At 50.0% G+C, this 16389-nt stretch carries 32 protein-coding genes (1 of these 32 cut by a window edge); 28 read left to right on the forward strand and 4 right to left on the reverse strand.

Annotated elements, in window-relative coordinates:
* Positions 1-140 precede the first annotated feature (140 nt).
* The 3 genes from arsB to DB847_RS01170 all read right to left on the reverse strand — a co-directional run bounded on the left by arsB (position 141) and on the right by DB847_RS01170 (position 2129).
* A complete protein-coding gene (gene arsB / locus DB847_RS01160) occupies positions 141-1205 on the reverse strand; it encodes an ACR3 family arsenite efflux transporter (protein WP_325049126.1) in 1065 nt (354 codons plus the stop codon).
* A gap of 2 nt (positions 1206-1207) precedes the next feature.
* Positions 1208-1552 (reverse strand): ArsR/SmtB family transcription factor, encoded by a 345-nt coding sequence (locus DB847_RS01165; RefSeq protein ID WP_108649067.1) that lies wholly within the window; start codon positions 1550-1552, stop codon positions 1208-1210.
* Positions 1553-1685: 133 nt separating this feature from the next.
* A complete protein-coding gene (locus tag DB847_RS01170; RefSeq protein WP_159084316.1) occupies positions 1686-2129 on the reverse strand; it encodes a hypothetical protein in 444 nt (147 codons plus the stop codon).
* Between the two features lie 151 nt (positions 2130-2280).
* Between DB847_RS01170 and DB847_RS01175 the strand changes: the two genes are divergently transcribed.
* Positions 2281-2622: a 5-carboxymethyl-2-hydroxymuconate Delta-isomerase gene (locus DB847_RS01175; RefSeq protein WP_108649069.1), complete on the forward strand. Its 342-nt coding sequence runs from the start codon at positions 2281-2283 to the stop codon at positions 2620-2622.
* Positions 2623-2824: 202 nt separating this feature from the next.
* On the opposite strand, the gene DB847_RS01180 is transcribed toward DB847_RS01175, so the two are convergent.
* Complete coding sequence (locus DB847_RS01180; RefSeq protein WP_159084317.1) at positions 2825-3727, reverse strand: P1 family peptidase; 903 nt, start codon at positions 3725-3727, stop codon at positions 2825-2827.
* 425 nt (positions 3728-4152) lie between these two features.
* On the opposite strand from DB847_RS01180, the gene rpsJ reads away from it, so the two are divergent.
* The 27 genes from rpsJ to DB847_RS01315 all read left to right on the forward strand — a co-directional run.
* The gene (rpsJ, locus tag DB847_RS01185; protein ID WP_108649071.1) at positions 4153-4464 is read left to right on the forward strand and encodes a 30S ribosomal protein S10; all 312 of its coding nucleotides are present in this window, start codon (positions 4153-4155) and stop codon (positions 4462-4464) included.
* Positions 4465-4482: 18 nt separating this feature from the next.
* Positions 4483-5121 (forward strand): 50S ribosomal protein L3, encoded by a 639-nt coding sequence (gene rplC, locus DB847_RS01190; RefSeq protein WP_108649072.1) that lies wholly within the window; start codon positions 4483-4485, stop codon positions 5119-5121.
* Between the two features lie 17 nt (positions 5122-5138).
* Entirely contained in the window at positions 5139-5744 is a 606-nt protein-coding gene (gene rplD / locus DB847_RS01195; protein ID WP_108649073.1) for a 50S ribosomal protein L4, read from the forward strand.
* The gene (gene rplW, locus DB847_RS01200; protein ID WP_108649074.1) at positions 5741-6043 is read left to right on the forward strand and encodes a 50S ribosomal protein L23; all 303 of its coding nucleotides are present in this window, start codon (positions 5741-5743) and stop codon (positions 6041-6043) included. Before rplD ends, rplW begins: the two co-directional genes overlap by 4 nt.
* Before the next feature lie 18 nt (positions 6044-6061).
* Positions 6062-6886: a 50S ribosomal protein L2 gene (gene rplB, locus DB847_RS01205; RefSeq protein WP_108649075.1), complete on the forward strand. Its 825-nt coding sequence runs from the start codon at positions 6062-6064 to the stop codon at positions 6884-6886.
* Between the two features lie 11 nt (positions 6887-6897).
* Positions 6898-7176 (forward strand): 30S ribosomal protein S19, encoded by a 279-nt coding sequence (gene rpsS / locus DB847_RS01210; protein WP_108649076.1) that lies wholly within the window; start codon positions 6898-6900, stop codon positions 7174-7176.
* An 11-nt stretch (positions 7177-7187) separates the two neighbouring features.
* Positions 7188-7520, forward strand: coding sequence for a 50S ribosomal protein L22 (gene rplV, locus DB847_RS01215; RefSeq protein ID WP_108649077.1), 333 nt, complete (start codon positions 7188-7190; stop codon positions 7518-7520).
* A 19-nt stretch (positions 7521-7539) separates the two neighbouring features.
* Entirely contained in the window at positions 7540-8232 is a 693-nt protein-coding gene (gene rpsC / locus DB847_RS01220) for a 30S ribosomal protein S3 (RefSeq protein WP_108649078.1), read from the forward strand.
* A gap of 12 nt (positions 8233-8244) precedes the next feature.
* Entirely contained in the window at positions 8245-8658 is a 414-nt protein-coding gene (gene rplP, locus DB847_RS01225) for a 50S ribosomal protein L16 (protein WP_108649079.1), read from the forward strand.
* Positions 8658-8849 (forward strand): 50S ribosomal protein L29, encoded by a 192-nt coding sequence (rpmC, locus tag DB847_RS01230; protein ID WP_108649080.1) that lies wholly within the window; start codon positions 8658-8660, stop codon positions 8847-8849. The genes rplP and rpmC overlap by 1 nt, the downstream gene beginning before the upstream one ends.
* Entirely contained in the window at positions 8849-9100 is a 252-nt protein-coding gene (gene rpsQ, locus DB847_RS01235) for a 30S ribosomal protein S17 (protein ID WP_108649081.1), read from the forward strand. The genes rpmC and rpsQ overlap by 1 nt, the downstream gene beginning before the upstream one ends.
* A gap of 163 nt (positions 9101-9263) precedes the next feature.
* Positions 9264-9632 (forward strand): 50S ribosomal protein L14, encoded by a 369-nt coding sequence (gene rplN, locus DB847_RS01240; protein ID WP_108649082.1) that lies wholly within the window; start codon positions 9264-9266, stop codon positions 9630-9632.
* Between the two features lie 10 nt (positions 9633-9642).
* Positions 9643-9960, forward strand: a complete 318-nt coding sequence (gene rplX / locus DB847_RS01245; protein ID WP_108649083.1) for a 50S ribosomal protein L24 — start codon at positions 9643-9645, stop codon at positions 9958-9960.
* A 15-nt stretch (positions 9961-9975) separates the two neighbouring features.
* On the forward strand, positions 9976-10515 hold the full coding sequence (gene rplE, locus DB847_RS01250) for a 50S ribosomal protein L5 (RefSeq protein ID WP_108649084.1): 540 nt from the start codon (positions 9976-9978) through the stop codon (positions 10513-10515).
* A gap of 10 nt (positions 10516-10525) precedes the next feature.
* The gene (gene rpsN, locus DB847_RS01255) at positions 10526-10831 is read left to right on the forward strand and encodes a 30S ribosomal protein S14 (RefSeq protein ID WP_108649085.1); all 306 of its coding nucleotides are present in this window, start codon (positions 10526-10528) and stop codon (positions 10829-10831) included.
* Positions 10832-10854: 23 nt separating this feature from the next.
* A complete protein-coding gene (gene rpsH / locus DB847_RS01260; RefSeq protein ID WP_108649086.1) occupies positions 10855-11247 on the forward strand; it encodes a 30S ribosomal protein S8 in 393 nt (130 codons plus the stop codon).
* A 13-nt stretch (positions 11248-11260) separates the two neighbouring features.
* Entirely contained in the window at positions 11261-11794 is a 534-nt protein-coding gene (rplF, locus tag DB847_RS01265; RefSeq protein ID WP_108649087.1) for a 50S ribosomal protein L6, read from the forward strand.
* Positions 11795-11803: 9 nt separating this feature from the next.
* Positions 11804-12157: a 50S ribosomal protein L18 gene (gene rplR / locus DB847_RS01270; protein WP_108649088.1), complete on the forward strand. Its 354-nt coding sequence runs from the start codon at positions 11804-11806 to the stop codon at positions 12155-12157.
* A gap of 15 nt (positions 12158-12172) precedes the next feature.
* The gene (gene rpsE / locus DB847_RS01275; protein ID WP_108649089.1) at positions 12173-12673 is read left to right on the forward strand and encodes a 30S ribosomal protein S5; all 501 of its coding nucleotides are present in this window, start codon (positions 12173-12175) and stop codon (positions 12671-12673) included.
* A 6-nt stretch (positions 12674-12679) separates the two neighbouring features.
* Positions 12680-12859, forward strand: a complete 180-nt coding sequence (gene rpmD / locus DB847_RS01280; RefSeq protein ID WP_108649090.1) for a 50S ribosomal protein L30 — start codon at positions 12680-12682, stop codon at positions 12857-12859.
* Between the two features lie 3 nt (positions 12860-12862).
* Entirely contained in the window at positions 12863-13297 is a 435-nt protein-coding gene (gene rplO, locus DB847_RS01285) for a 50S ribosomal protein L15 (protein WP_108649091.1), read from the forward strand.
* Positions 13298-13304: 7 nt separating this feature from the next.
* The gene (gene secY / locus DB847_RS01290) at positions 13305-14636 is read left to right on the forward strand and encodes a preprotein translocase subunit SecY (RefSeq protein ID WP_108649092.1); all 1332 of its coding nucleotides are present in this window, start codon (positions 13305-13307) and stop codon (positions 14634-14636) included.
* A gap of 32 nt (positions 14637-14668) precedes the next feature.
* Positions 14669-14782 (forward strand): 50S ribosomal protein L36, encoded by a 114-nt coding sequence (rpmJ, locus tag DB847_RS01295; RefSeq protein ID WP_108649093.1) that lies wholly within the window; start codon positions 14669-14671, stop codon positions 14780-14782.
* A gap of 144 nt (positions 14783-14926) precedes the next feature.
* Positions 14927-15283, forward strand: coding sequence for a 30S ribosomal protein S13 (rpsM, locus tag DB847_RS01300; RefSeq protein WP_108649094.1), 357 nt, complete (start codon positions 14927-14929; stop codon positions 15281-15283).
* Between the two features lie 15 nt (positions 15284-15298).
* On the forward strand, positions 15299-15688 hold the full coding sequence (gene rpsK, locus DB847_RS01305) for a 30S ribosomal protein S11 (RefSeq protein WP_108649095.1): 390 nt from the start codon (positions 15299-15301) through the stop codon (positions 15686-15688).
* Between the two features lie 41 nt (positions 15689-15729).
* Entirely contained in the window at positions 15730-16350 is a 621-nt protein-coding gene (gene rpsD, locus DB847_RS01310) for a 30S ribosomal protein S4 (protein ID WP_108649096.1), read from the forward strand.
* 24 nt (positions 16351-16374) lie between these two features.
* Positions 16375-16389, forward strand: the beginning of a protein-coding gene (locus DB847_RS01315) for a DNA-directed RNA polymerase subunit alpha (protein WP_108649097.1). The gene runs 975 nt beyond the window's last position; 15 of the gene's 990 nt are visible here — the first part of the coding sequence; the start codon lies at positions 16375-16377; its stop codon lies beyond the right edge, outside the window.

Consider the following 16389-nt stretch of genomic DNA (forward strand, 5'->3'; position numbering starts at 1 on the left):
TCCCTGGTTAGTACGGCATTCACACATCCTTGTGTATTAGGGGAAAGGTACATCCCTGCCATACAGGGAAGTATTAATGCAGTGAAGGGCTGGATGCCCGAGAGCTGCCTTTGCTCGCTGTCGGGCGCCTTTGACATCAATTATTTGCTGGCCTGCACGGCGGGTTCGGCATCAAACCAGCGTTTCTTCAGCCAGAATGCGACATTGACCAGGCCGATCAGCACCGGCACCTCGACCAGTGGGCCAATCACCCCGACAAAGGCCTGATCGCTGTGAATGCCGAACACGGCGATGGCAACGGCTATCGCCAGCTCGAAGTTGTTTGAAGCCGCGGTAAAACTCAGTGAGGTTGAGCGCTCATAATCGGCGCCGCTGCGCCAGGCCATGTAAAACGAGATAAAGAACATCAGCACAAAATAGATAAGCAGCGGAATGGCAACCTTCACCACATTCATCGGCAGGGCGACTATTTCGCTACCCTTGAGAGAGAACATCAGCACTATGGTAAATAGCAGGGCAATCAGGGTCAGGGGTGAGATCCGTGGGATAAATACCGCTTCGTACCACTCTTCCCCCTTGAGTCGGGTCAGGATCTCCCGGGTTAAAAATCCGGCAATGAAGGGGATCCCAAGATAGATAAACACACTGTGGGCGATATCCAGCATCGAGATATTGATGGTTGAGCTTTCTAATCCAAGCAGACGTGGCAATAGCGAGATAAATATATAGGCATAGGCGGAGTAGAACAGCACCTGAAAGATGGAGTTGAATGCCACCAGGCCAGCACAATACTCCCGGTTACCCCTGGCGAGCTCGTTCCACACGATCACCATGGCGATACAGCGGGCCAGTCCTATCAGGATCAGGCCCACCATGAAGGTCGGTTCATCATGGAAAAAAATCACTGCCAGTATAAACATCAACACAGGACCGACCAGCCAGTTTTGGATCAGCGACAGCAGCAGGATTTTTTTGTCACTAAATACCGGCTTCATCTTGCGATACCGCACCTTGGCCAGAGGAGGATACATCATGACGATGAGCCCGATAGCGATCAGCAGGTTGCTGGAGCCATACTCAAACTGGCCAATCCATTGGTTGGCCTGTGGAAACAGATAACCGATCCCGATTCCGGCAAAGATCGCCAGAAAGATCCACAGGGTGAGGTAGCGATCCAAAAAACCTAAACGTTTCATTGATAACATGATTACTCCTTGGCACAGAGTTCGAAGCTGGGTAGTTGTGCGAGTTGCTGCTCAAGCTCATGACACTCACCGCGAGATTCCATCATGGCAAACAGTTGCTCAAGCAGTTTCGAGATATCTAAGGGCTGCTCATCCTGCAAACGATAGAAGATCCATTTGCCCTGGCGGCGTGAGGTGATGAGCTTTTCATTTTTGAGATTTTTAAGCTGGATAGAGATGGCACCCTGAGTCAGAGGGATCAGCCTTTGTAGCTGGCAGACACACAGCTCCTCTTTACGAAGCAGATAAAGGATCTGTCGCCGATTGGGATCGGCCAGCAGCTTCAGCAGGTTAGTTAGAGAGTCCATCGCATCACTTAATTAAACATATTTAAATTTATAAATATGTTAGTTGAGGACAGATCAATGTTCAATCAGTTATTTCTTATTTTGTGGAAATAGTTAAGTCATCTTCTCAATCAGTGTGCATCTAACCTGGAAGCTAAACAGAGTTGTCATCTTTATTTGAGTCAGATGTTTTTTCAGGCGTACCACTGTTGTTAGGCTCTCTGACATCGATAAAAAGATCAAAGACATTGGCGCATTTGTGTTTGGTAGAAAAGCTTGAGAAGAGATCTTCTTCATCTGTGGCGTGGGGGTAGGAGTAAAGAGTGCTTGATTCATCCTCCCACGAGGGCAAAACAGAGAAGCCAGCGTTGTTACTGGTGCGGACAAAGATAATCTTGCTATCAATCTGTTGCAGCTCTCCTTGTTCATCCAGTGTATAAAACTCTAGTTGATTTGCTGTTTTAGCTGCGTACTCGGCATGCTCCTTCAGGTGCTCGGTAAGCTTCTGTTTGTCCAGGGGCTGTTTAGAAATTGTCATTTCAATGCTCTCCTTTATCTTCCTGCCTTGGATAGTATCAAGGCTTGGAGTATGAATCATGGATTGGTAGATCTTAAAGGCTAAGGAGGCTTAGACCCCCATCAAGGGGAATAACCTTTCTGAGTGCACTTTTTGTGATTCTGACAGTTGCGGGGTTGGAGAAATCCTGATGGGATAGGCAGGTTTTTAATTGAGCTTTAAGGGATGAATCATGCCTCATTGTATTATTGAGTATTCCAAACCGATCGAAGAGCATGTTGCCATCGAGCAACTGGTGGAGCGTGTTCACAGCTCTGCGTTCGACTCCGGGCTTTTCAGGGAAAGTGATATTAAGACTCGGGCAATCGGCTATGAGCACTTTAAGCTGGGGGAGGAACACAATAACTTCATCCACCTGAGCGTGAAGATTTTGCCTGGCAGAACCGATGAGCAGAAAGCCATGTTGGCCGATGGGGTTCTCAATGCCCTGGGCTCGCTGGCCATGACAGATCTTGCTTTGTCGGTGGAGGTGGTCGATCTGCCCGGTGATTCCTACATTAAATGTAATCTCTAGGCTCAGCAGAGCTCCGTAGTCCGCAAGCGGTTGCCTTGAGCCCTGATTCGATTCGGGGCTTCTCACTTGATCTGATTCTTAAGCTTTTCACAGGTCCATGGCTGGTTGCCGGTCGTTGTAGGGAGCAAGGTTTGGGGGCGAGTTTTTCAGGCCGGGAGATATTCGCACTAAGATGCTATATATCACCCGGCTGGAGGCTTGGTCAAAGGGAGTGTTTCACACTATTGATAATGGCCTGCTCAACGTTTTGCGCACAGATGGTGCCGAGTCGAATCATATCGGGTTCATCCATCGCTTTTGCACCCACGCCAGCAGTAAAGATGATATCCCCATCAAAGGGAGTGAAGCTCGGTCGAACCGAGCGGGCGATCCCGGCAGTTGCCATCTTGCTGAGCAGGGTTAGTTCGGGCGCAGGTAATTTTGCGTCAATGAAGTTTGCGACCAGCACTGTGTTTTGATTGTCGGACAGCGTCATCTTGCACTGGCCATTGGCGATCAGTTTTTCTAAGTTAATGAGATTACCCTCCGGATCTCTGGCTCCTGCGATGATTTGATTATCCTCGTAGATATCACCAACCGCATTAACAACCGCGACGCTGGTCACTGTGTGTTCTCCCATTCTCATGGAAGAGAGGCCTATCCCGGTCCGTGTTGGTGTTCCCTGGTGCCAGGCTTTACCTGCACTGGCCCCGTAACCTGCGCCAACACGTCCATAAAGGTAATCTGTACCTGCATTTTGACAGGCTCTGTAAGCGAGTTCCGGGGTGGGGGCTACGGGATTTCCCTGATCGAAGTCATAGATACCGGCCGTTGGTACCAGGGGGATCCGGCGGTGAGGTGTCTGAAGCCCTTTTCCCTGTTCCGCAAGCCACTGCATGACACCACTGGTTACATCCAGCCCGAAAGCACTGCCCCCGGTTAATACCAGGCCATGGATCTCCTTGGCACTGGTTTCAAGATTAAGAAGTTGAACATCCCTAAGAGCGGGGGCGCTGCCGCAGAGCCAATAACCGCAGGTCGCTGGCTGATCAAATAAAAACACGCTGACACCGGTTTGGTTCTCAGTATCTTCCGCGTGACCTATGGTCAATCCCTGAATATGCATGCTGGCTCCTGCTAGAGAATTGGGTCTTTGGAATGGATAAGATTTAAATCGGGGGGAGCCTAGCAATCCAAGGCAGATCATACAAGGGTCTTCAGACAGGGGCTTACTGCGATTACAGCCCGGTACTACAGGGGAGGTCGAGAGACAGCAAATGAGATTCGCCGGTGAAAGATGAGATGACCTCATTTATCCTTCCACGGGGCGAGCAAATATCAGTCAAAAATTGGTCGCGGAGACTTGCGATCATCGCCGAGCTCTGTATAATTGCCGTCCTGACCCTTCTAGGGTCGGCACACAAGCGCGGGCAATAGGCCCGGCATTCAGTCTCTCCAATCGGGAGAGAATCGGTTTAAAGACAACGCCCTCCTGCATTAGCGGGGATGGAGCGGTCTTTTTTTATGTTAAACCATTTGGAGCTCTGGTAAATGCAGAACCAAAGAATTCGTATCCGTCTGAAGGCATTCGATTATCGTCTGATCGATCAGTCTACAGCGGAAATCGTAGAAACTGCTAAGCGCACAGGCGCTCAGGTACGTGGTCCTATCCCACTGCCTACTCGTAAAGAGCGCTTCACAGTACTGGTTTCTCCACACGTGAACAAAGACGCACGTGATCAGTACGAAATTCGCACTCACAAGCGCCTGGTCGACATCGTTGAGCCTACAGAAAAAACCGTTGATGCACTGATGCGGTTGGATCTGGCTGCCGGTGTTGATATCCAGATCAGCTTGGGTTAATGCAGGGAGTTTATGACAATGGCAATCGGACTTATTGGTCGTAAGCTGGGCATGAGCCGCATCTTCACTGAAGATGGCGTATCTATCCCAGTGACTGTTATTGAAGTAGAAGCGAACCGCGTTACCCAGGTTAAATCTCTGGAAAGCGATGGCTATAACGCTATTCAGGTTACTACTGGTTCTAAGAAAGCGAACCGTGTAACTAAGCCTGAAGCGGGTCATTTTGCTAAGGCTGGTACTGAAGCTGGTCGTGGTTTGTGGGAATTCCGTCTGGGTGAAGGTGAAGGTTCTGACATCACTGTTGGTGGTGAGCTGAAGGTTGATATCTTTGCTGATGTTAAGAAAGTAGACGTTACCGGTACCTCTAAAGGTAAAGGCTTCCAGGGCGCTGTTAAGCGTTGGAACTTCCGTACCCAGGACGCGACTCATGGTAACTCTCTGTCGCACCGTGCTCCTGGTTCTATCGGTCAGAACCAAACCCCTGGTCGCGTATTCAAGGGTAAGAAAATGGCTGGTCACATGGGTGCTGAGCGTGTAACGACTCAGAACCTGGAAGTTGTACGTGTAGACGTTGATCGCAACCTGCTGCTGGTTAAAGGTGCAGTCCCAGGTGCGACTAACGGAAACGTCATCGTTAAACCTGCCGTTAAAGCGTAACGTCTGAGGAGATAGTAATGGAATTGGTAATGAAAGACGCGCAGAGCGCTCTTGAAGTTTCCGAAACTACCTTCGGGCGTGAGTTCAATGAAGCTCTGGTGCATCAGGTTGTTGTTGCCTACGCAGCTGGTGCTCGTCAGGGTACTCGTGCTCAGAAGAACCGTTCCGCAGTATCTGGCGGTGGCAAAAAGCCATGGCGTCAGAAGGGCACTGGTCGTGCTCGTGCAGGAACTATTCGCTCTCCAATCTGGCGCTCTGGTGGTGTGACTTTTGCTGCTCAGCCGCAAGATCACAGCCAGAAGGTTAACCGCAAGATGTATCGTGCTGCTGTTCGTAGCATCCTGTCTGAGCTGGTTCGCCAAGAGCGTCTGATCGTAGTTGAGAAGTTTGGTGTTGAGACACCTAAGACTAAAGAACTGGTTGCTAAGCTGAAGGGTCTGGAACTGAACGACGTTCTGATCGTGACCTCTGAAGTTGATGAGAACCTGTTCCTGGCTGCTCGCAACTTGTACAAAGTTGATGCGCGTGACGCTGCTGCCATTGATCCAGCAAGCCTGATCGCTTTCGACAAGGTATTGATGACTGCTGATGCAGTTAAGCAGATTGAGGGGATGCTGGCATGAACCGCGAAGAGCGTCTGTTAAAAGTTCTCAAGGCTCCGCTCATCTCTGAAAAGAGCACTATGGCTGCTGAAAATCACAACACTATCGTGTTTAAAGTAGCTAAAGATGCAACCAAAGCGGAAGTTAAATCAGCAGTTGAAAAGCTGTTTGAAGTTGAAGTCGTAGGTGTTCGCACTTCTATCCTGAAAGGCAAAACTAAGCGTCACGGTGCCCGTATCGGCCGTCGTAGCGACGTGAAGAAGGCCTATGTCACTCTTAAAGAGGGCCAGGACATCGACTTCATGGGCGGCGCAGAGTAATCAGGGGAGTATATAAAAATGGCAATCGTTAAGTGTAAGCCTACTTCTCCGGGTCGTCGTCACGTCGTCAAGGTTGTTAACCCGGAACTCTACAAAGGTCGTCCATACGCACCTTTGCTGGATAAGAAGTCTAAGTCTGGTGGTCGTAACAACGCTGGTCGTATCACTACCCGTCACGTTGGTGGTGGTCACAAGCAGCATTACCGTATCATCGACTTCAAGCGTAATAAAGACGGTATCGTAGGTAAGGTTGAGCGTATCGAATACGATCCTAACCGTACTGCGAACATCGCTCTGGTACTTTACGCGGACGGTGAGCGTCGCTACATCCTGGCACCTAAGGGTGTTTCAGCGGGCGACAAGATCCAATCCGGTGTTGATGCGCCTATCAAAGCAGGTAACTGCCTGCCGATGCGTAACATCCCAGTAGGTTCTACTGTTCACGCGATCGAAATGAAGCCTGGTAAGGGTGCGCAGATGGCGCGTTCTGCTGGTGCATCTGTTCAGATCCTGGCGCGCGATGGTGCATACGTCACCCTGCGTCTGCGTTCTGGCGAAGTTCGTAAAGTTCTGGCTGACTGCCGTGCAACTCTCGGTGAAGTCGGTAACGCTGAGCACATGCTCCGTCACCTGGGTAAAGCAGGTGCTAACCGCTGGCGCGGTATCCGCCCAACCGTTCGTGGTGTTGCCATGAACCCGGTGGATCACCCACACGGTGGTGGTGAAGGTCGTACTTCTGGTGGCCGTCACCCAGTGAGTCCTTGGGGTAAACCTACCAAGGGTGCTAAGACTCGCAAGAACAAGCGTACCGATAAGTACATCGTACGTCGTCGTAACAAGTAAGAGGAATCACCATGCCACGTTCTCTCAAGAAGGGTCCATTTATTGACCTGCACTTGCTGAAGAAGGTAGAGAAAGCGGTGGAAAGCGGGGACAAGAAGCCATTAAAGACTTGGTCTCGTCGTTCAATGATCATCCCTGATATGATTGGGTTGACCATCGCTGTCCATAATGGTCGTCAGCACGTACCAGTATTTGTAACTGATGAAATGATCGGCCACAAACTGGGTGAATTTGCACCGACCCGCACCTATCGCGGTCACGCTGCAGATAAAAAGGCTAAGAAGAGATAAGGGGAAAATAGATGGAAGCAATCGCTAAACACCGTTTTGCCCGTACTTCTGCCCAGAAAGCACGTCTAGTTGCTGATCAAGTACGCGGTCTGCCTATTGAACAGGCTCTGAACATCCTGACCTTCAGCCCTAAGAAAGCGGCTACCCTGGTCAAGAAGGTTCTGGAGTCTGCCATTGCTAACGCTGAGCACAATGAAGGTGCCGACATCGATGAACTGAAGATCTCTAAGATCTGTGTCGATGAAGGACCGACTATGAAGCGTATCCGTCCACGTGCTAAAGGCCGTGCGGATCGTGTTCTGAAGCGTAGTAGCCATATCACTGTTGTGGTATCGGACCGCTAAGAGGCCAGGAGAATAAGCAATGGGTCAGAAAGTACATCCTAATGGTATTCGCCTTGGCATTACTAAGCCGTTCAATTCGACTTGGTATGCGAATACTAATGAATTTGCAGACAACCTGCACGGTGATTTCCAGGTGCGCCAGTTCCTTACTAAGGAACTGCAAAATGCATCTGTATCTCGCATCGTGATCGAGCGTCCTGCAAAGAGCATTCGTGTGACGATTCACACTGCACGTCCTGGTGTTGTCATCGGTCGTAAAGGTGAAGACGTTGAAAAACTGCGCACTAAGGTAGCGAAAATCGCTGGCGTTCCTGCGCAGATCAACATCTCTGAGATCCGCAAGCCTGAACTGGATGCGAAGCTGGTAGCTGAAGGCATCGCTTCTCAGCTGGTGCGTCGTGTTATGTTCCGTCGTGCGATGAAGCGCGCGGTACAGAACGCTATGCGTCTGGGCGCGAAAGGGATCAAGGTAGAAGTTAGTGGTCGTCTGGGCGGTGCCGAGATCGCACGTACTGAGTGGTATCGTGAAGGTCGTGTACCTCTCCACACTCTGCGTGCAGATATCGATTACTCGACAGCTGAAGCGCTGACTACTTATGGCATCATCGGCGTCAAGGTCTGGATCTTCAAAGGTGAAGTTCTGGGTGCACTGCCTCTGGAAGAGCAGGCTCCTGCTCGTCAGAAGCAGCGCAAAGGCCGCGGTAGTAAGTAAGGAGAATCAGTAATGTTGCAACCTAAGCGTACTAAGTTCCGTAAGGTACACAAGGGCCGTAACCGCGGTGTGGCGACTACTGGTAATAAGGTATCTTTCGGTACCTTTGGCCTGAAAGCCGTACAGCGCGGACGCATCACTGCTCGCCAAATCGAAGCGGCACGTCGTGCGATGACTCGTCATATTAAACGTCAGGGTCAGATCTGGATTCGTATTTTTCCAGACAAGCCTATTACCGAGAAGCCTCTCGAGGTTCGTCAAGGTAAGGGTAAAGGTAACGTTGAATACTGGGTAGCCCAGGTTCAGCCAGGCCGTGTCCTGTACGAGATGGACGGCGTTTCTGAGGAGCTGGCGCGTGAAGCACTCGAGCTTGCTGCTGCGAAACTGCCAGTTAAGACCACCTTTGTAACTCGGACGATTATGTGATGAAAGCACAAGATCTGCGTGAAAAGAGTGTAGAAGAGCTGAACGCTGAGCTGCTGAACCTGCTGCGTGAGCAATTTAACATGCGCATGCAGCTGAGCACTGGCCAGCTGAACCAGACTCACACTCTCAAGCAAGTACGTCGCAATATTGCGCGTGTTAAAACTGTTTTACATCAGAAGGCAGGTGCGTAATGAGCGAAACTACTATTCGTACACTGCAGGGCAAGGTAATCAGCAACAAGATGGACAAGTCCATCACTGTTGCGATTGAGCGCAAAGTGAAGCACCCGATCTACGGGAAGTACATCAAGCGCACTACCAAGCTGCATGCACACGACGAGAACAACGAGTGCACCATGGGCGATGTAGTCACTATTCGTGAGTGCCGTCCACTGTCTAAGACTAAGTCTTGGACCCTGGTTGAGATCGTTGAGAAGGCGTAAGATTTTCTTACACCTTATATAAAAGAACGACTCCTGAGGGAGTCGTTCTTTTTTTAGGCTACCCATTTCAAAAAATGGGTGTTATACTGCCGCTCCTCATTATGAGGCAGCCAGATCCCGAGCGGTTTCGGGATTTTTTTTGATATATAGCGGAGCACTAATAATGATCCAGATGCAGACTAGGCTCGACGTTGCCGATAACTCCGGTGCGCGTAGCATACAATGTATTAAGGTTCTAGGTGGTTCGCACCGCCGTTATGCCGGTATCGGTGATGTCATCAAAGCTTCTGTAAAAGAAGCGATTCCTCGCGGTAAAGTGAAGAAAGGTGATGTCGTAAATGCGGTGGTTGTTCGAACCAAGAAAGGCGTTCGTCGTCCAGACGGATCTGTCATTCGCTTTGACAGCAACGCGGCTGTACTGCTGAACAGCAGTGAACAGCCGATCGGTACACGTATCTTTGGCCCAGTTACTCGTGAACTGCGTACTGAAAAGTACATGAAGATCGTGTCACTGGCCCCAGAAGTACTGTAAGGAGTCAAAGATGGCAGCAAAAATCCGCCGTGATGATGAAGTTGTTGTTCTGACTGGTAAAGACAAAGGTAAGCGCGGTAAGGTTACCTCTGTTCTGACTGGCGAGAACAAAGTAGTTGTTGAAGGCGTGAACATGGTGAAGAAGCACGAGAAGCCTAATCCTCAAGCGGGGATCCAGGGTGGTATCGTTGAGCGTGAAGCACCTATTCATGTTTCAAATGTAGCGGTCTACAACCACGACAGTGGTAAAGCAGATCGTATCGGATTCCGAGTTGAAGAGGGCCGTAAGGTTCGTTACTTCAAGTCGAACGGTAATCTAGTAAATTAATTGGAGTTTTTGACGATGGCGAAACTGCATGATTACTACAGAGAGACTGTAGTAAATGAGCTGATGAAGCAGTTCGACTACAAAACAGTCATGCAAGTCCCCCGAATCGAGAAGATCACCCTGAACATGGGTGTGGGTGAAGCTCTGGCTGACAAAAAGGTCCTGGAAAACGCTGTTGCAGATATGACAGCAATTGCAGGCCAAAAGCCACAGGTCACTAAAGCACGCAAGTCTGTTGCGGGCTTCAAGATTCGTGAAGGCTACCCGATTGGCTGTAAAGTAACCCTTCGTGGCGAGCGCATGTGGGAGTTCTTTGAGCGTCTGGTTTGTATTGCGATTCCACGTATTCGTGACTTCCGTGGCCTGAATGCTAAGTCATTCGACGGTCGTGGTAACTACTCTATGGGTGTTCGCGAGCAAATCATCTTCCCAGAAATCGACTACGATAAGGTCGATAAGATCCGAGGCATGGACATCACTGTGACCACCTCTGCATCTTCTGACGAAGAAGGACGTGCTCTGCTGGCTGCTTTTAACTTCCCATTCCGCAAGTAAGGTTAGGGTTATGGCTAAGACATCAATGAAAGCACGGGAAGCCAAGCGTGCCAAGCTGGTTGCTAAATTTGCAGACAAGCGTGCTGCACTGAAGGCATCCATCACAAACATGAATCTGTCTGATGAAGAACGTTGGGATGCGGTTTTGAAACTGCAAGCTCTTCCTCGTGATTCAAGCTCTTCGCGTCAGCGTAATCGCTGTAACATCACCGGACGTCCGCATGGTTACCTGCGTAAGTTCGGCTTGTCACGCATCAAACTGCGTGAGCATATGATGAAGGGTGAAGTTCCTGGCCTGAAGAAGGCTAGTTGGTAAGTTAATCACGGGAGTATATACAGATGAGCATGCAAGATCCGATCGCGGATATGCTGACCCGCATCCGTAACGGTCAGGCAGCGAACAAGGTTGCTGTGACCATGCCTGCTTCCAAGCTGAAACTAGCCGTTGCTAATGTTCTTAAGCAAGAAGGTTACATTTCAGACGTTGCTGTTGCTGGCGACGTTAAGCAGGAAATGACTATTGAGCTGAAATACTACCAGGGCGAGCCTGTAGTAGAGATGCTCAAGCGCGTGAGCCGTCCAGGCCTGCGTATTTATAAGAAGCACAACGAGATCCCATCTGTTCAGGGTGGTTTGGGCGTTGCTATCGTATCCACATCGAAAGGTGTGATGACTGACCGCGCTGCGCGTAAAGCGGGCATGGGCGGCGAAGTTATCTGCTACGTATCTTAATTGGGAGTGAATTATGTCTCGTGTTGCTAAGGCACCTGTACAGATCCCTGCGGGCGTAGAAGTAATTTTGTCCGGTCAGGAAATCACCATCAAGGGTAGCAATGGTTCTATGAACCGCACTATCCACGATGCTGTTGTTGTTGCCAAAGAAGAGAGCGCTCTGACTTTTGCTCCTAAAGAGGGTGTTGCTAACGCTAACGCTCACGCGGGAACTGCGCGCTCACTGGTTAACAGCATGGTAATTGGTGTGACTCAAGGTTTTGAGAAGAAGCTGAAGCTGGTTGGTGTTGGTTATCGTGCTGCTGTTAAAGGCAATGCACTGAACCTGACCCTGGGTTTCTCTCACCCTGTTGAGCACAAGTTGCCAGAAGGTATTACCGCTGAGTGTCCAAGCCAGACAGAGATTACTCTGAAGGGTTGTGACAAGCAGGTAGTTGGTCAAGTGGCGGCGGATATTCGTGCATACCGTGCTCCTGAGCCTTACAAAGGCAAGGGTGTTCGTTACGCCGATGAAAACGTGCGTCGTAAAGAGGCTAAGAAGAAGTAAGGTAACACTATGGATAAGAAAGCAGCCCGTATCCGTCGTGCAACTCGTGCACGCAAAAAGATGCAAGAGCTGGGTGCGACTCGTCTGGTGGTTCACCGTACTCCGCGCCACACATATGCTCAGATCATCGCTGGGGACAACTCTGCTGTCCTGGCCTCTGCATCAACTGTAGAGAAAGCGATTGCTGAACAGCTCAAGCATACTGGTAACGCAGAAGCGGCGAGCCTGATCGGTAAGACTATTGCCGAGCGCGCTCTGGAGAAAGGTGTTGAAAAAGTATCTTTCGACCGTTCTGGTTTCCAATATCACGGTCGCGTAGCCAAGCTGGCTGACGCTGCGCGTGAAGCTGGTCTGAAGTTCTAAGGTTTGGAGTGACTGATGAGCAAAATCGAATCACAAGCCGGTGACCTGCAGGAAAAGCTGATCGCAGTTAACCGTGTTTCTAAAGTTGTTAAAGGTGGTCGTATCTTCTCCTTCACTGCTCTGACAGTGGTAGGTGATGGTAACGGTCGCGTTGGGTTTGGTTACGGTAAGGCTAAAGAAGTTCCAGCTGCCATTCAAAAGGCAATGGAAAAGGCTCGCCGTAACATGCGCACTGTAGAGCTGAAAGGCACTACTCTGCAGCACCCTGTTAAAGGTCGTCATTCTGGTTCGCGTGTTTACATGCAGCCTGCATCTGACGGTACTGGTATCATCGCAGGTGGTGCAATGCGTGCGGTTCTGGAAGTTGTGGGTGTACACAACGTTCTGGCGAAGGCGTACGGCTCTACTAACCCAATCAACGTTGTTCGCGCAACCATCGACGCTCTGGCGCATATGAAGTCTCCAGAGCAGGTAGCGGCGAAGCGTGGATTGAGCGTCGAAGAGATTCGGGGGTAATACGCTATGTCTAAGACTGTTAAAGTAACTCAGACTCGTAGCGCAATTGGCCGTCTGCCTAAGCACAAAGCTACTTTGCGTGGCCTGGGCTTGCGCCGCATTGGTCATACCGTTGAGCTGGAAGATACAGCTTGTGTACGCGGTATGATCAACAAGGTCTACTACATGGTTAAGGTTGAGGGGTAAGTTATGCGTTTAAATACTCTTTCTCCTGCTGCTGGCTCTAAGCCATCTGCCAAGCGTGTAGGTCGTGGTATTGGTTCTGGCCTGGGCAAGACTTCTGGTCGTGGCCACAAGGGTCAAAAAGCTCGTTCTGGCGGCGGTGTTCGTCCAGGATTTGAGGGCGGCCAGATGCCACTTAAGCAACGTCTGCCTAAGTTTGGTTTCACCTCTCGTAAGGCTATGGTAACTGCTGAAGTTCGTCTTCATGAGATTGCCCAAGTCGAAGGTGACGTTGTTGATCTGAACGCTCTGAAGCAAGCAGGTCTGGTGACTAAGAACATTCTTTTCGGTAAGGTTGTTCTTTCTGGCAAGATCGAACGTGCTGTGACCGTTCGTGGTCTGCGTGTCACTAAAGGCGCTCGCGCGGCAATTGAAGCTGCTGGCGGTAAAATCGAGGGATAGTACATAGATGGCTAAGAAACCAGGGCAAGTTGCAAAACCGCAAGGTGGATTGGGTGAACTGAAGAGTCGTTTACTCTTTGTTCTTATCGCGATAATTGTTTTTCGCGCCGGATCCTATGTGCCAATTCCTGGTATTGACGCCTCCGTACTAGCCCAGCTGTTCCAGAAGCAGCAAGGGACCATCGTTGAACTGTTTAACATGTTCAGTGGTGGTGCCTTGGCTCGTGCCTCTATTTTCGCGCTGGGGATCATGCCGTATATTTCGGCATCGATCATTATCCAGCTGTTGACTGTGGTTCACCCCACTCTTGCTGAACTCAAGAAGGAAGGTGAATCTGGCCGTCGTAAGATCAGTCAATATACGCGATATGGCACGCTGATTCTGGGTACTGTTCAGGCCCTTGGTATCGCAACCGGCCTACCAAACATGATGCATGGTCTGGTGATTAATCCAGGCTTTGGCTTCTACTTCACGGCTGTAATCAGTCTGGTCACAGGAACCATGTTCCTGATGTGGCTGGGTGAGCAAGTTACAGAACGCGGAGTTGGTAACGGCATCTCGATCATCATTTTTGTCGGGATTGTTGCTGGTTTGCCTCGAGCCATCGGTGCTACCGTTGAGCAGGCGCGTCAGGGCGAATTGAATGTTTTAATCATGCTGTTGCTGGGCGTGATTGTTTTTGCAGTGACCTACTTCGTCGTATTCGTCGAGCGTGGTCAAAGACGTATCGTAGTGAACTACGCGAAGCGTCAGCAGGGACGTCGTGTTTATGCAGCGCAAAGTACGCATCTGCCACTGAAGATCAATATGTCTGGGGTTATCCCGGCGATCTTCGCATCCAGCATCGTACTCTTCCCCGGAACCATAGTTTCATGGTTCGGGCAGGGTACAGGACCTGTTAAAGAGGTTCTGCAGTCTATTTCGATGAACCTGTCACCAGGTGAGCCGTTATATGACATGCTGTATGCGGCGGCGATTATCTTCTTCAGCTTCTTCTATACCGCGATGGTATTTAACCCTCGCGAGACAGCAGACAACCTGAAGAAGAGCGGAGCATTCATTCCAGGGATTCGTCCCGGGGAACAGACATCGCGTTACATCGACAAGGTAATGACCCGCCTGACACTGGCTGGTGCTCTTTACATGGTCTTTGTGTGCCTGGTGCCGCAGTTCCTAATGACTGCTTGGAACGTTCAATTTTATTTTGGTGGTACATCACTGCTGATTATCGTAGTGGTTATCATGGACTTTATGGCACAGGTTCAGACCCTGATGATGCAAAATCAGTATGGGGATGTCCTGAAAAAAGCCAATCTGAAAGGCTACGGTCGACGTTAATTCAGATTCGGCGTATATTACGGAGTTAAGCAATGAAAGTTCGTGCTTCCGTCAAGGCGATGTGTCGTAACTGTAAGGTCATCAAGCGCAACGGTGTTGTTCGTGTGATCTGCAGTGAGCCTCGCCACAAGCAACGTCAAGGCTAATTTTTTAGCAATTAGTTCTTGAAATATGCTTCAAGGCTGGCTAAAGTAGCCAGCCCATATTTTGTGTAATTGGGTCCATTACCGTGTATCCTCAACGGGCTTTGCGGTTAATGGCTATTTTTTTGTGAAATTTAGGAGTGAACAGTGGCCCGTATCGCTGGCATTAACATTCCTGACCATAAGCACGCTGTCATCGCTTTGACCGCTATTTATGGTATCGGACGCACTCGCGCACAAGAGATCTGTGCAGCGGCAGGTGTAGCCGAACAGGCAAAGATTAAAGAGTTGGATGAATCCCAGCTGGAAACACTGCGTGAGCAGGTAGCTAAGTTTTCAGTGGAAGGTGACCTCCGTCGTGAAGTATCCATGAACATCAAGCGTTTGATGGATCTGGGTTGTTTCCGCGGCATCCGTCATCGTCGTAGCTTACCCGTTCGTGGTCAGCGTACCAAGACCAATGCGCGTACCCGTAAAGGTCCACGCAAGCCGATCAAGAAATAACGGGAAGGTGTAGAGATGGCGAAAGCTCCGACTCGTACGCGTAAGCGTATCAAAAAGCAAGTAAGTGACGGCGTAGCCCACGTACATGCTTCTTTTAACAACACGATCATCACCATCACCGATCGTCAAGGTAATGCTCTTTCCTGGGCTACCGCTGGCGGTTCTGGTTTCCGTGGTTCTCGTAAGTCCACTCCATTTGCTGCCCAGGTCGCTGCAGAGCGCGCTGGTAACGTAGCAAAAGAGTATGGTCTGAAGAATCTGGAAGTAATGGTTAAAGGGCCAGGTCCAGGTCGTGAGTCTTCAATCCGTGCGTTGAATGCGGTTGGTTTCCGTATCACCAACATCACTGATGTGACTCCAATTCCTCACAATGGCTGTCGTCCTCCTAAGAAGCGTCGCGTTTAATCGCGTTACCGCCTCTTAGTTAGGAATGTTGGAGAAAGAACATGGCAAGATATTTGGGGCCTAAGCTAAAGCTTAGCCGTCGCGAAGGCACAGACCTCTTCTTGAAGTCTGGTGTCCGCGCAATCGATTCAAAGTGTAAGATTGATACTGCTCCTGGTCAGCACGGTGCTCGTAAGCCTCGTCTGTCTGACTACGGTATGCAGCTGCGCGAAAAGCAGAAAGTACGTCGTATGTACGGCGTAATGGAAAAGCAATTCCGCAAGTATTACAAAGAAGCTGCCCGTCGTAAGGGTAACACCGGTGAAGTACTGCTTCAGCTGCTGGAAGGCCGCCTGGACAACGTAGTTTATCGCATGGGTTACGGTGCGACTCGCGCAGAAGCTCGTCAGCTGGTTAGCCACAAGGCTATCACTGTAAACGGTCAGGTAGTTAACGTACCTTCGTTCTCAGTGTCTGCAGATGACAATGTGAGCATCCGCGAGAAGGCTAAAAAGCAAACTCGTATTAAAGCAGCTCTTGAGTTGGCAGATCAGCGTGAGAAGCCAACATGGGTTGAGGTCGACGCGGCTAAGATGGAAGGTGTGTTCAAGCGCGTTCCTGAGCGTACTGACCTGTCTGCTGAAATTAACGAACAGTTAATCGTCGAACTTTACTCTAAGTAAGGCTAGCTTCTAAGAGAGGATATAATGCAGGGTTCTGTA

This window comes from Dongshaea marina (assembly GCF_003072645.1).
GTDB lineage: Bacteria > Pseudomonadota > Gammaproteobacteria > Enterobacterales > Aeromonadaceae > Dongshaea > Dongshaea marina.

Bases quoted from the DNA above. Each gene is read 5' to 3' on its own strand.
- arsB (WP_325049126.1), bottom strand. From the start codon at position 1,205: ATGTTATCAATGAAACGTTTAGGTTTTTTGGATCGCTACCTCACCCTG.
- DB847_RS01165 (WP_108649067.1), bottom strand. From the start codon at position 1,552: ATGGACTCTCTAACTAACCTGCTGAAGCTGCTGGCCGATCCCAATCGG.
- DB847_RS01170 (WP_159084316.1), bottom strand. From the start codon at position 2,129: ATGATTCATACTCCAAGCCTTGATACTATCCAAGGCAGGAAGATAAAG.
- DB847_RS01175 (WP_108649069.1), top strand. From the start codon at position 2,281: ATGCCTCATTGTATTATTGAGTATTCCAAACCGATCGAAGAGCATGTT.
- DB847_RS01180 (WP_159084317.1), bottom strand. From the start codon at position 3,727: ATGCATATTCAGGGATTGACCATAGGTCACGCGGAAGATACTGAGAAC.
- rpsJ (WP_108649071.1), top strand. From the start codon at position 4,153: ATGCAGAACCAAAGAATTCGTATCCGTCTGAAGGCATTCGATTATCGT.
- rplC (WP_108649072.1), top strand. From the start codon at position 4,483: ATGGCAATCGGACTTATTGGTCGTAAGCTGGGCATGAGCCGCATCTTC.
- rplD (WP_108649073.1), top strand. From the start codon at position 5,139: ATGGAATTGGTAATGAAAGACGCGCAGAGCGCTCTTGAAGTTTCCGAA.
- rplW (WP_108649074.1), top strand. From the start codon at position 5,741: ATGAACCGCGAAGAGCGTCTGTTAAAAGTTCTCAAGGCTCCGCTCATC.
- rplB (WP_108649075.1), top strand. From the start codon at position 6,062: ATGGCAATCGTTAAGTGTAAGCCTACTTCTCCGGGTCGTCGTCACGTC.
- rpsS (WP_108649076.1), top strand. From the start codon at position 6,898: ATGCCACGTTCTCTCAAGAAGGGTCCATTTATTGACCTGCACTTGCTG.
- rplV (WP_108649077.1), top strand. From the start codon at position 7,188: ATGGAAGCAATCGCTAAACACCGTTTTGCCCGTACTTCTGCCCAGAAA.
- rpsC (WP_108649078.1), top strand. From the start codon at position 7,540: ATGGGTCAGAAAGTACATCCTAATGGTATTCGCCTTGGCATTACTAAG.
- rplP (WP_108649079.1), top strand. From the start codon at position 8,245: ATGTTGCAACCTAAGCGTACTAAGTTCCGTAAGGTACACAAGGGCCGT.
- rpmC (WP_108649080.1), top strand. From the start codon at position 8,658: ATGAAAGCACAAGATCTGCGTGAAAAGAGTGTAGAAGAGCTGAACGCT.
- rpsQ (WP_108649081.1), top strand. From the start codon at position 8,849: ATGAGCGAAACTACTATTCGTACACTGCAGGGCAAGGTAATCAGCAAC.
- rplN (WP_108649082.1), top strand. From the start codon at position 9,264: ATGATCCAGATGCAGACTAGGCTCGACGTTGCCGATAACTCCGGTGCG.
- rplX (WP_108649083.1), top strand. From the start codon at position 9,643: ATGGCAGCAAAAATCCGCCGTGATGATGAAGTTGTTGTTCTGACTGGT.
- rplE (WP_108649084.1), top strand. From the start codon at position 9,976: ATGGCGAAACTGCATGATTACTACAGAGAGACTGTAGTAAATGAGCTG.
- rpsN (WP_108649085.1), top strand. From the start codon at position 10,526: ATGGCTAAGACATCAATGAAAGCACGGGAAGCCAAGCGTGCCAAGCTG.
- rpsH (WP_108649086.1), top strand. From the start codon at position 10,855: ATGAGCATGCAAGATCCGATCGCGGATATGCTGACCCGCATCCGTAAC.
- rplF (WP_108649087.1), top strand. From the start codon at position 11,261: ATGTCTCGTGTTGCTAAGGCACCTGTACAGATCCCTGCGGGCGTAGAA.
- rplR (WP_108649088.1), top strand. From the start codon at position 11,804: ATGGATAAGAAAGCAGCCCGTATCCGTCGTGCAACTCGTGCACGCAAA.
- rpsE (WP_108649089.1), top strand. From the start codon at position 12,173: ATGAGCAAAATCGAATCACAAGCCGGTGACCTGCAGGAAAAGCTGATC.
- rpmD (WP_108649090.1), top strand. From the start codon at position 12,680: ATGTCTAAGACTGTTAAAGTAACTCAGACTCGTAGCGCAATTGGCCGT.
- rplO (WP_108649091.1), top strand. From the start codon at position 12,863: ATGCGTTTAAATACTCTTTCTCCTGCTGCTGGCTCTAAGCCATCTGCC.
- secY (WP_108649092.1), top strand. From the start codon at position 13,305: ATGGCTAAGAAACCAGGGCAAGTTGCAAAACCGCAAGGTGGATTGGGT.
- rpmJ (WP_108649093.1), top strand. From the start codon at position 14,669: ATGAAAGTTCGTGCTTCCGTCAAGGCGATGTGTCGTAACTGTAAGGTC.
- rpsK (WP_108649095.1), top strand. From the start codon at position 15,299: ATGGCGAAAGCTCCGACTCGTACGCGTAAGCGTATCAAAAAGCAAGTA.
- rpsD (WP_108649096.1), top strand. From the start codon at position 15,730: ATGGCAAGATATTTGGGGCCTAAGCTAAAGCTTAGCCGTCGCGAAGGC.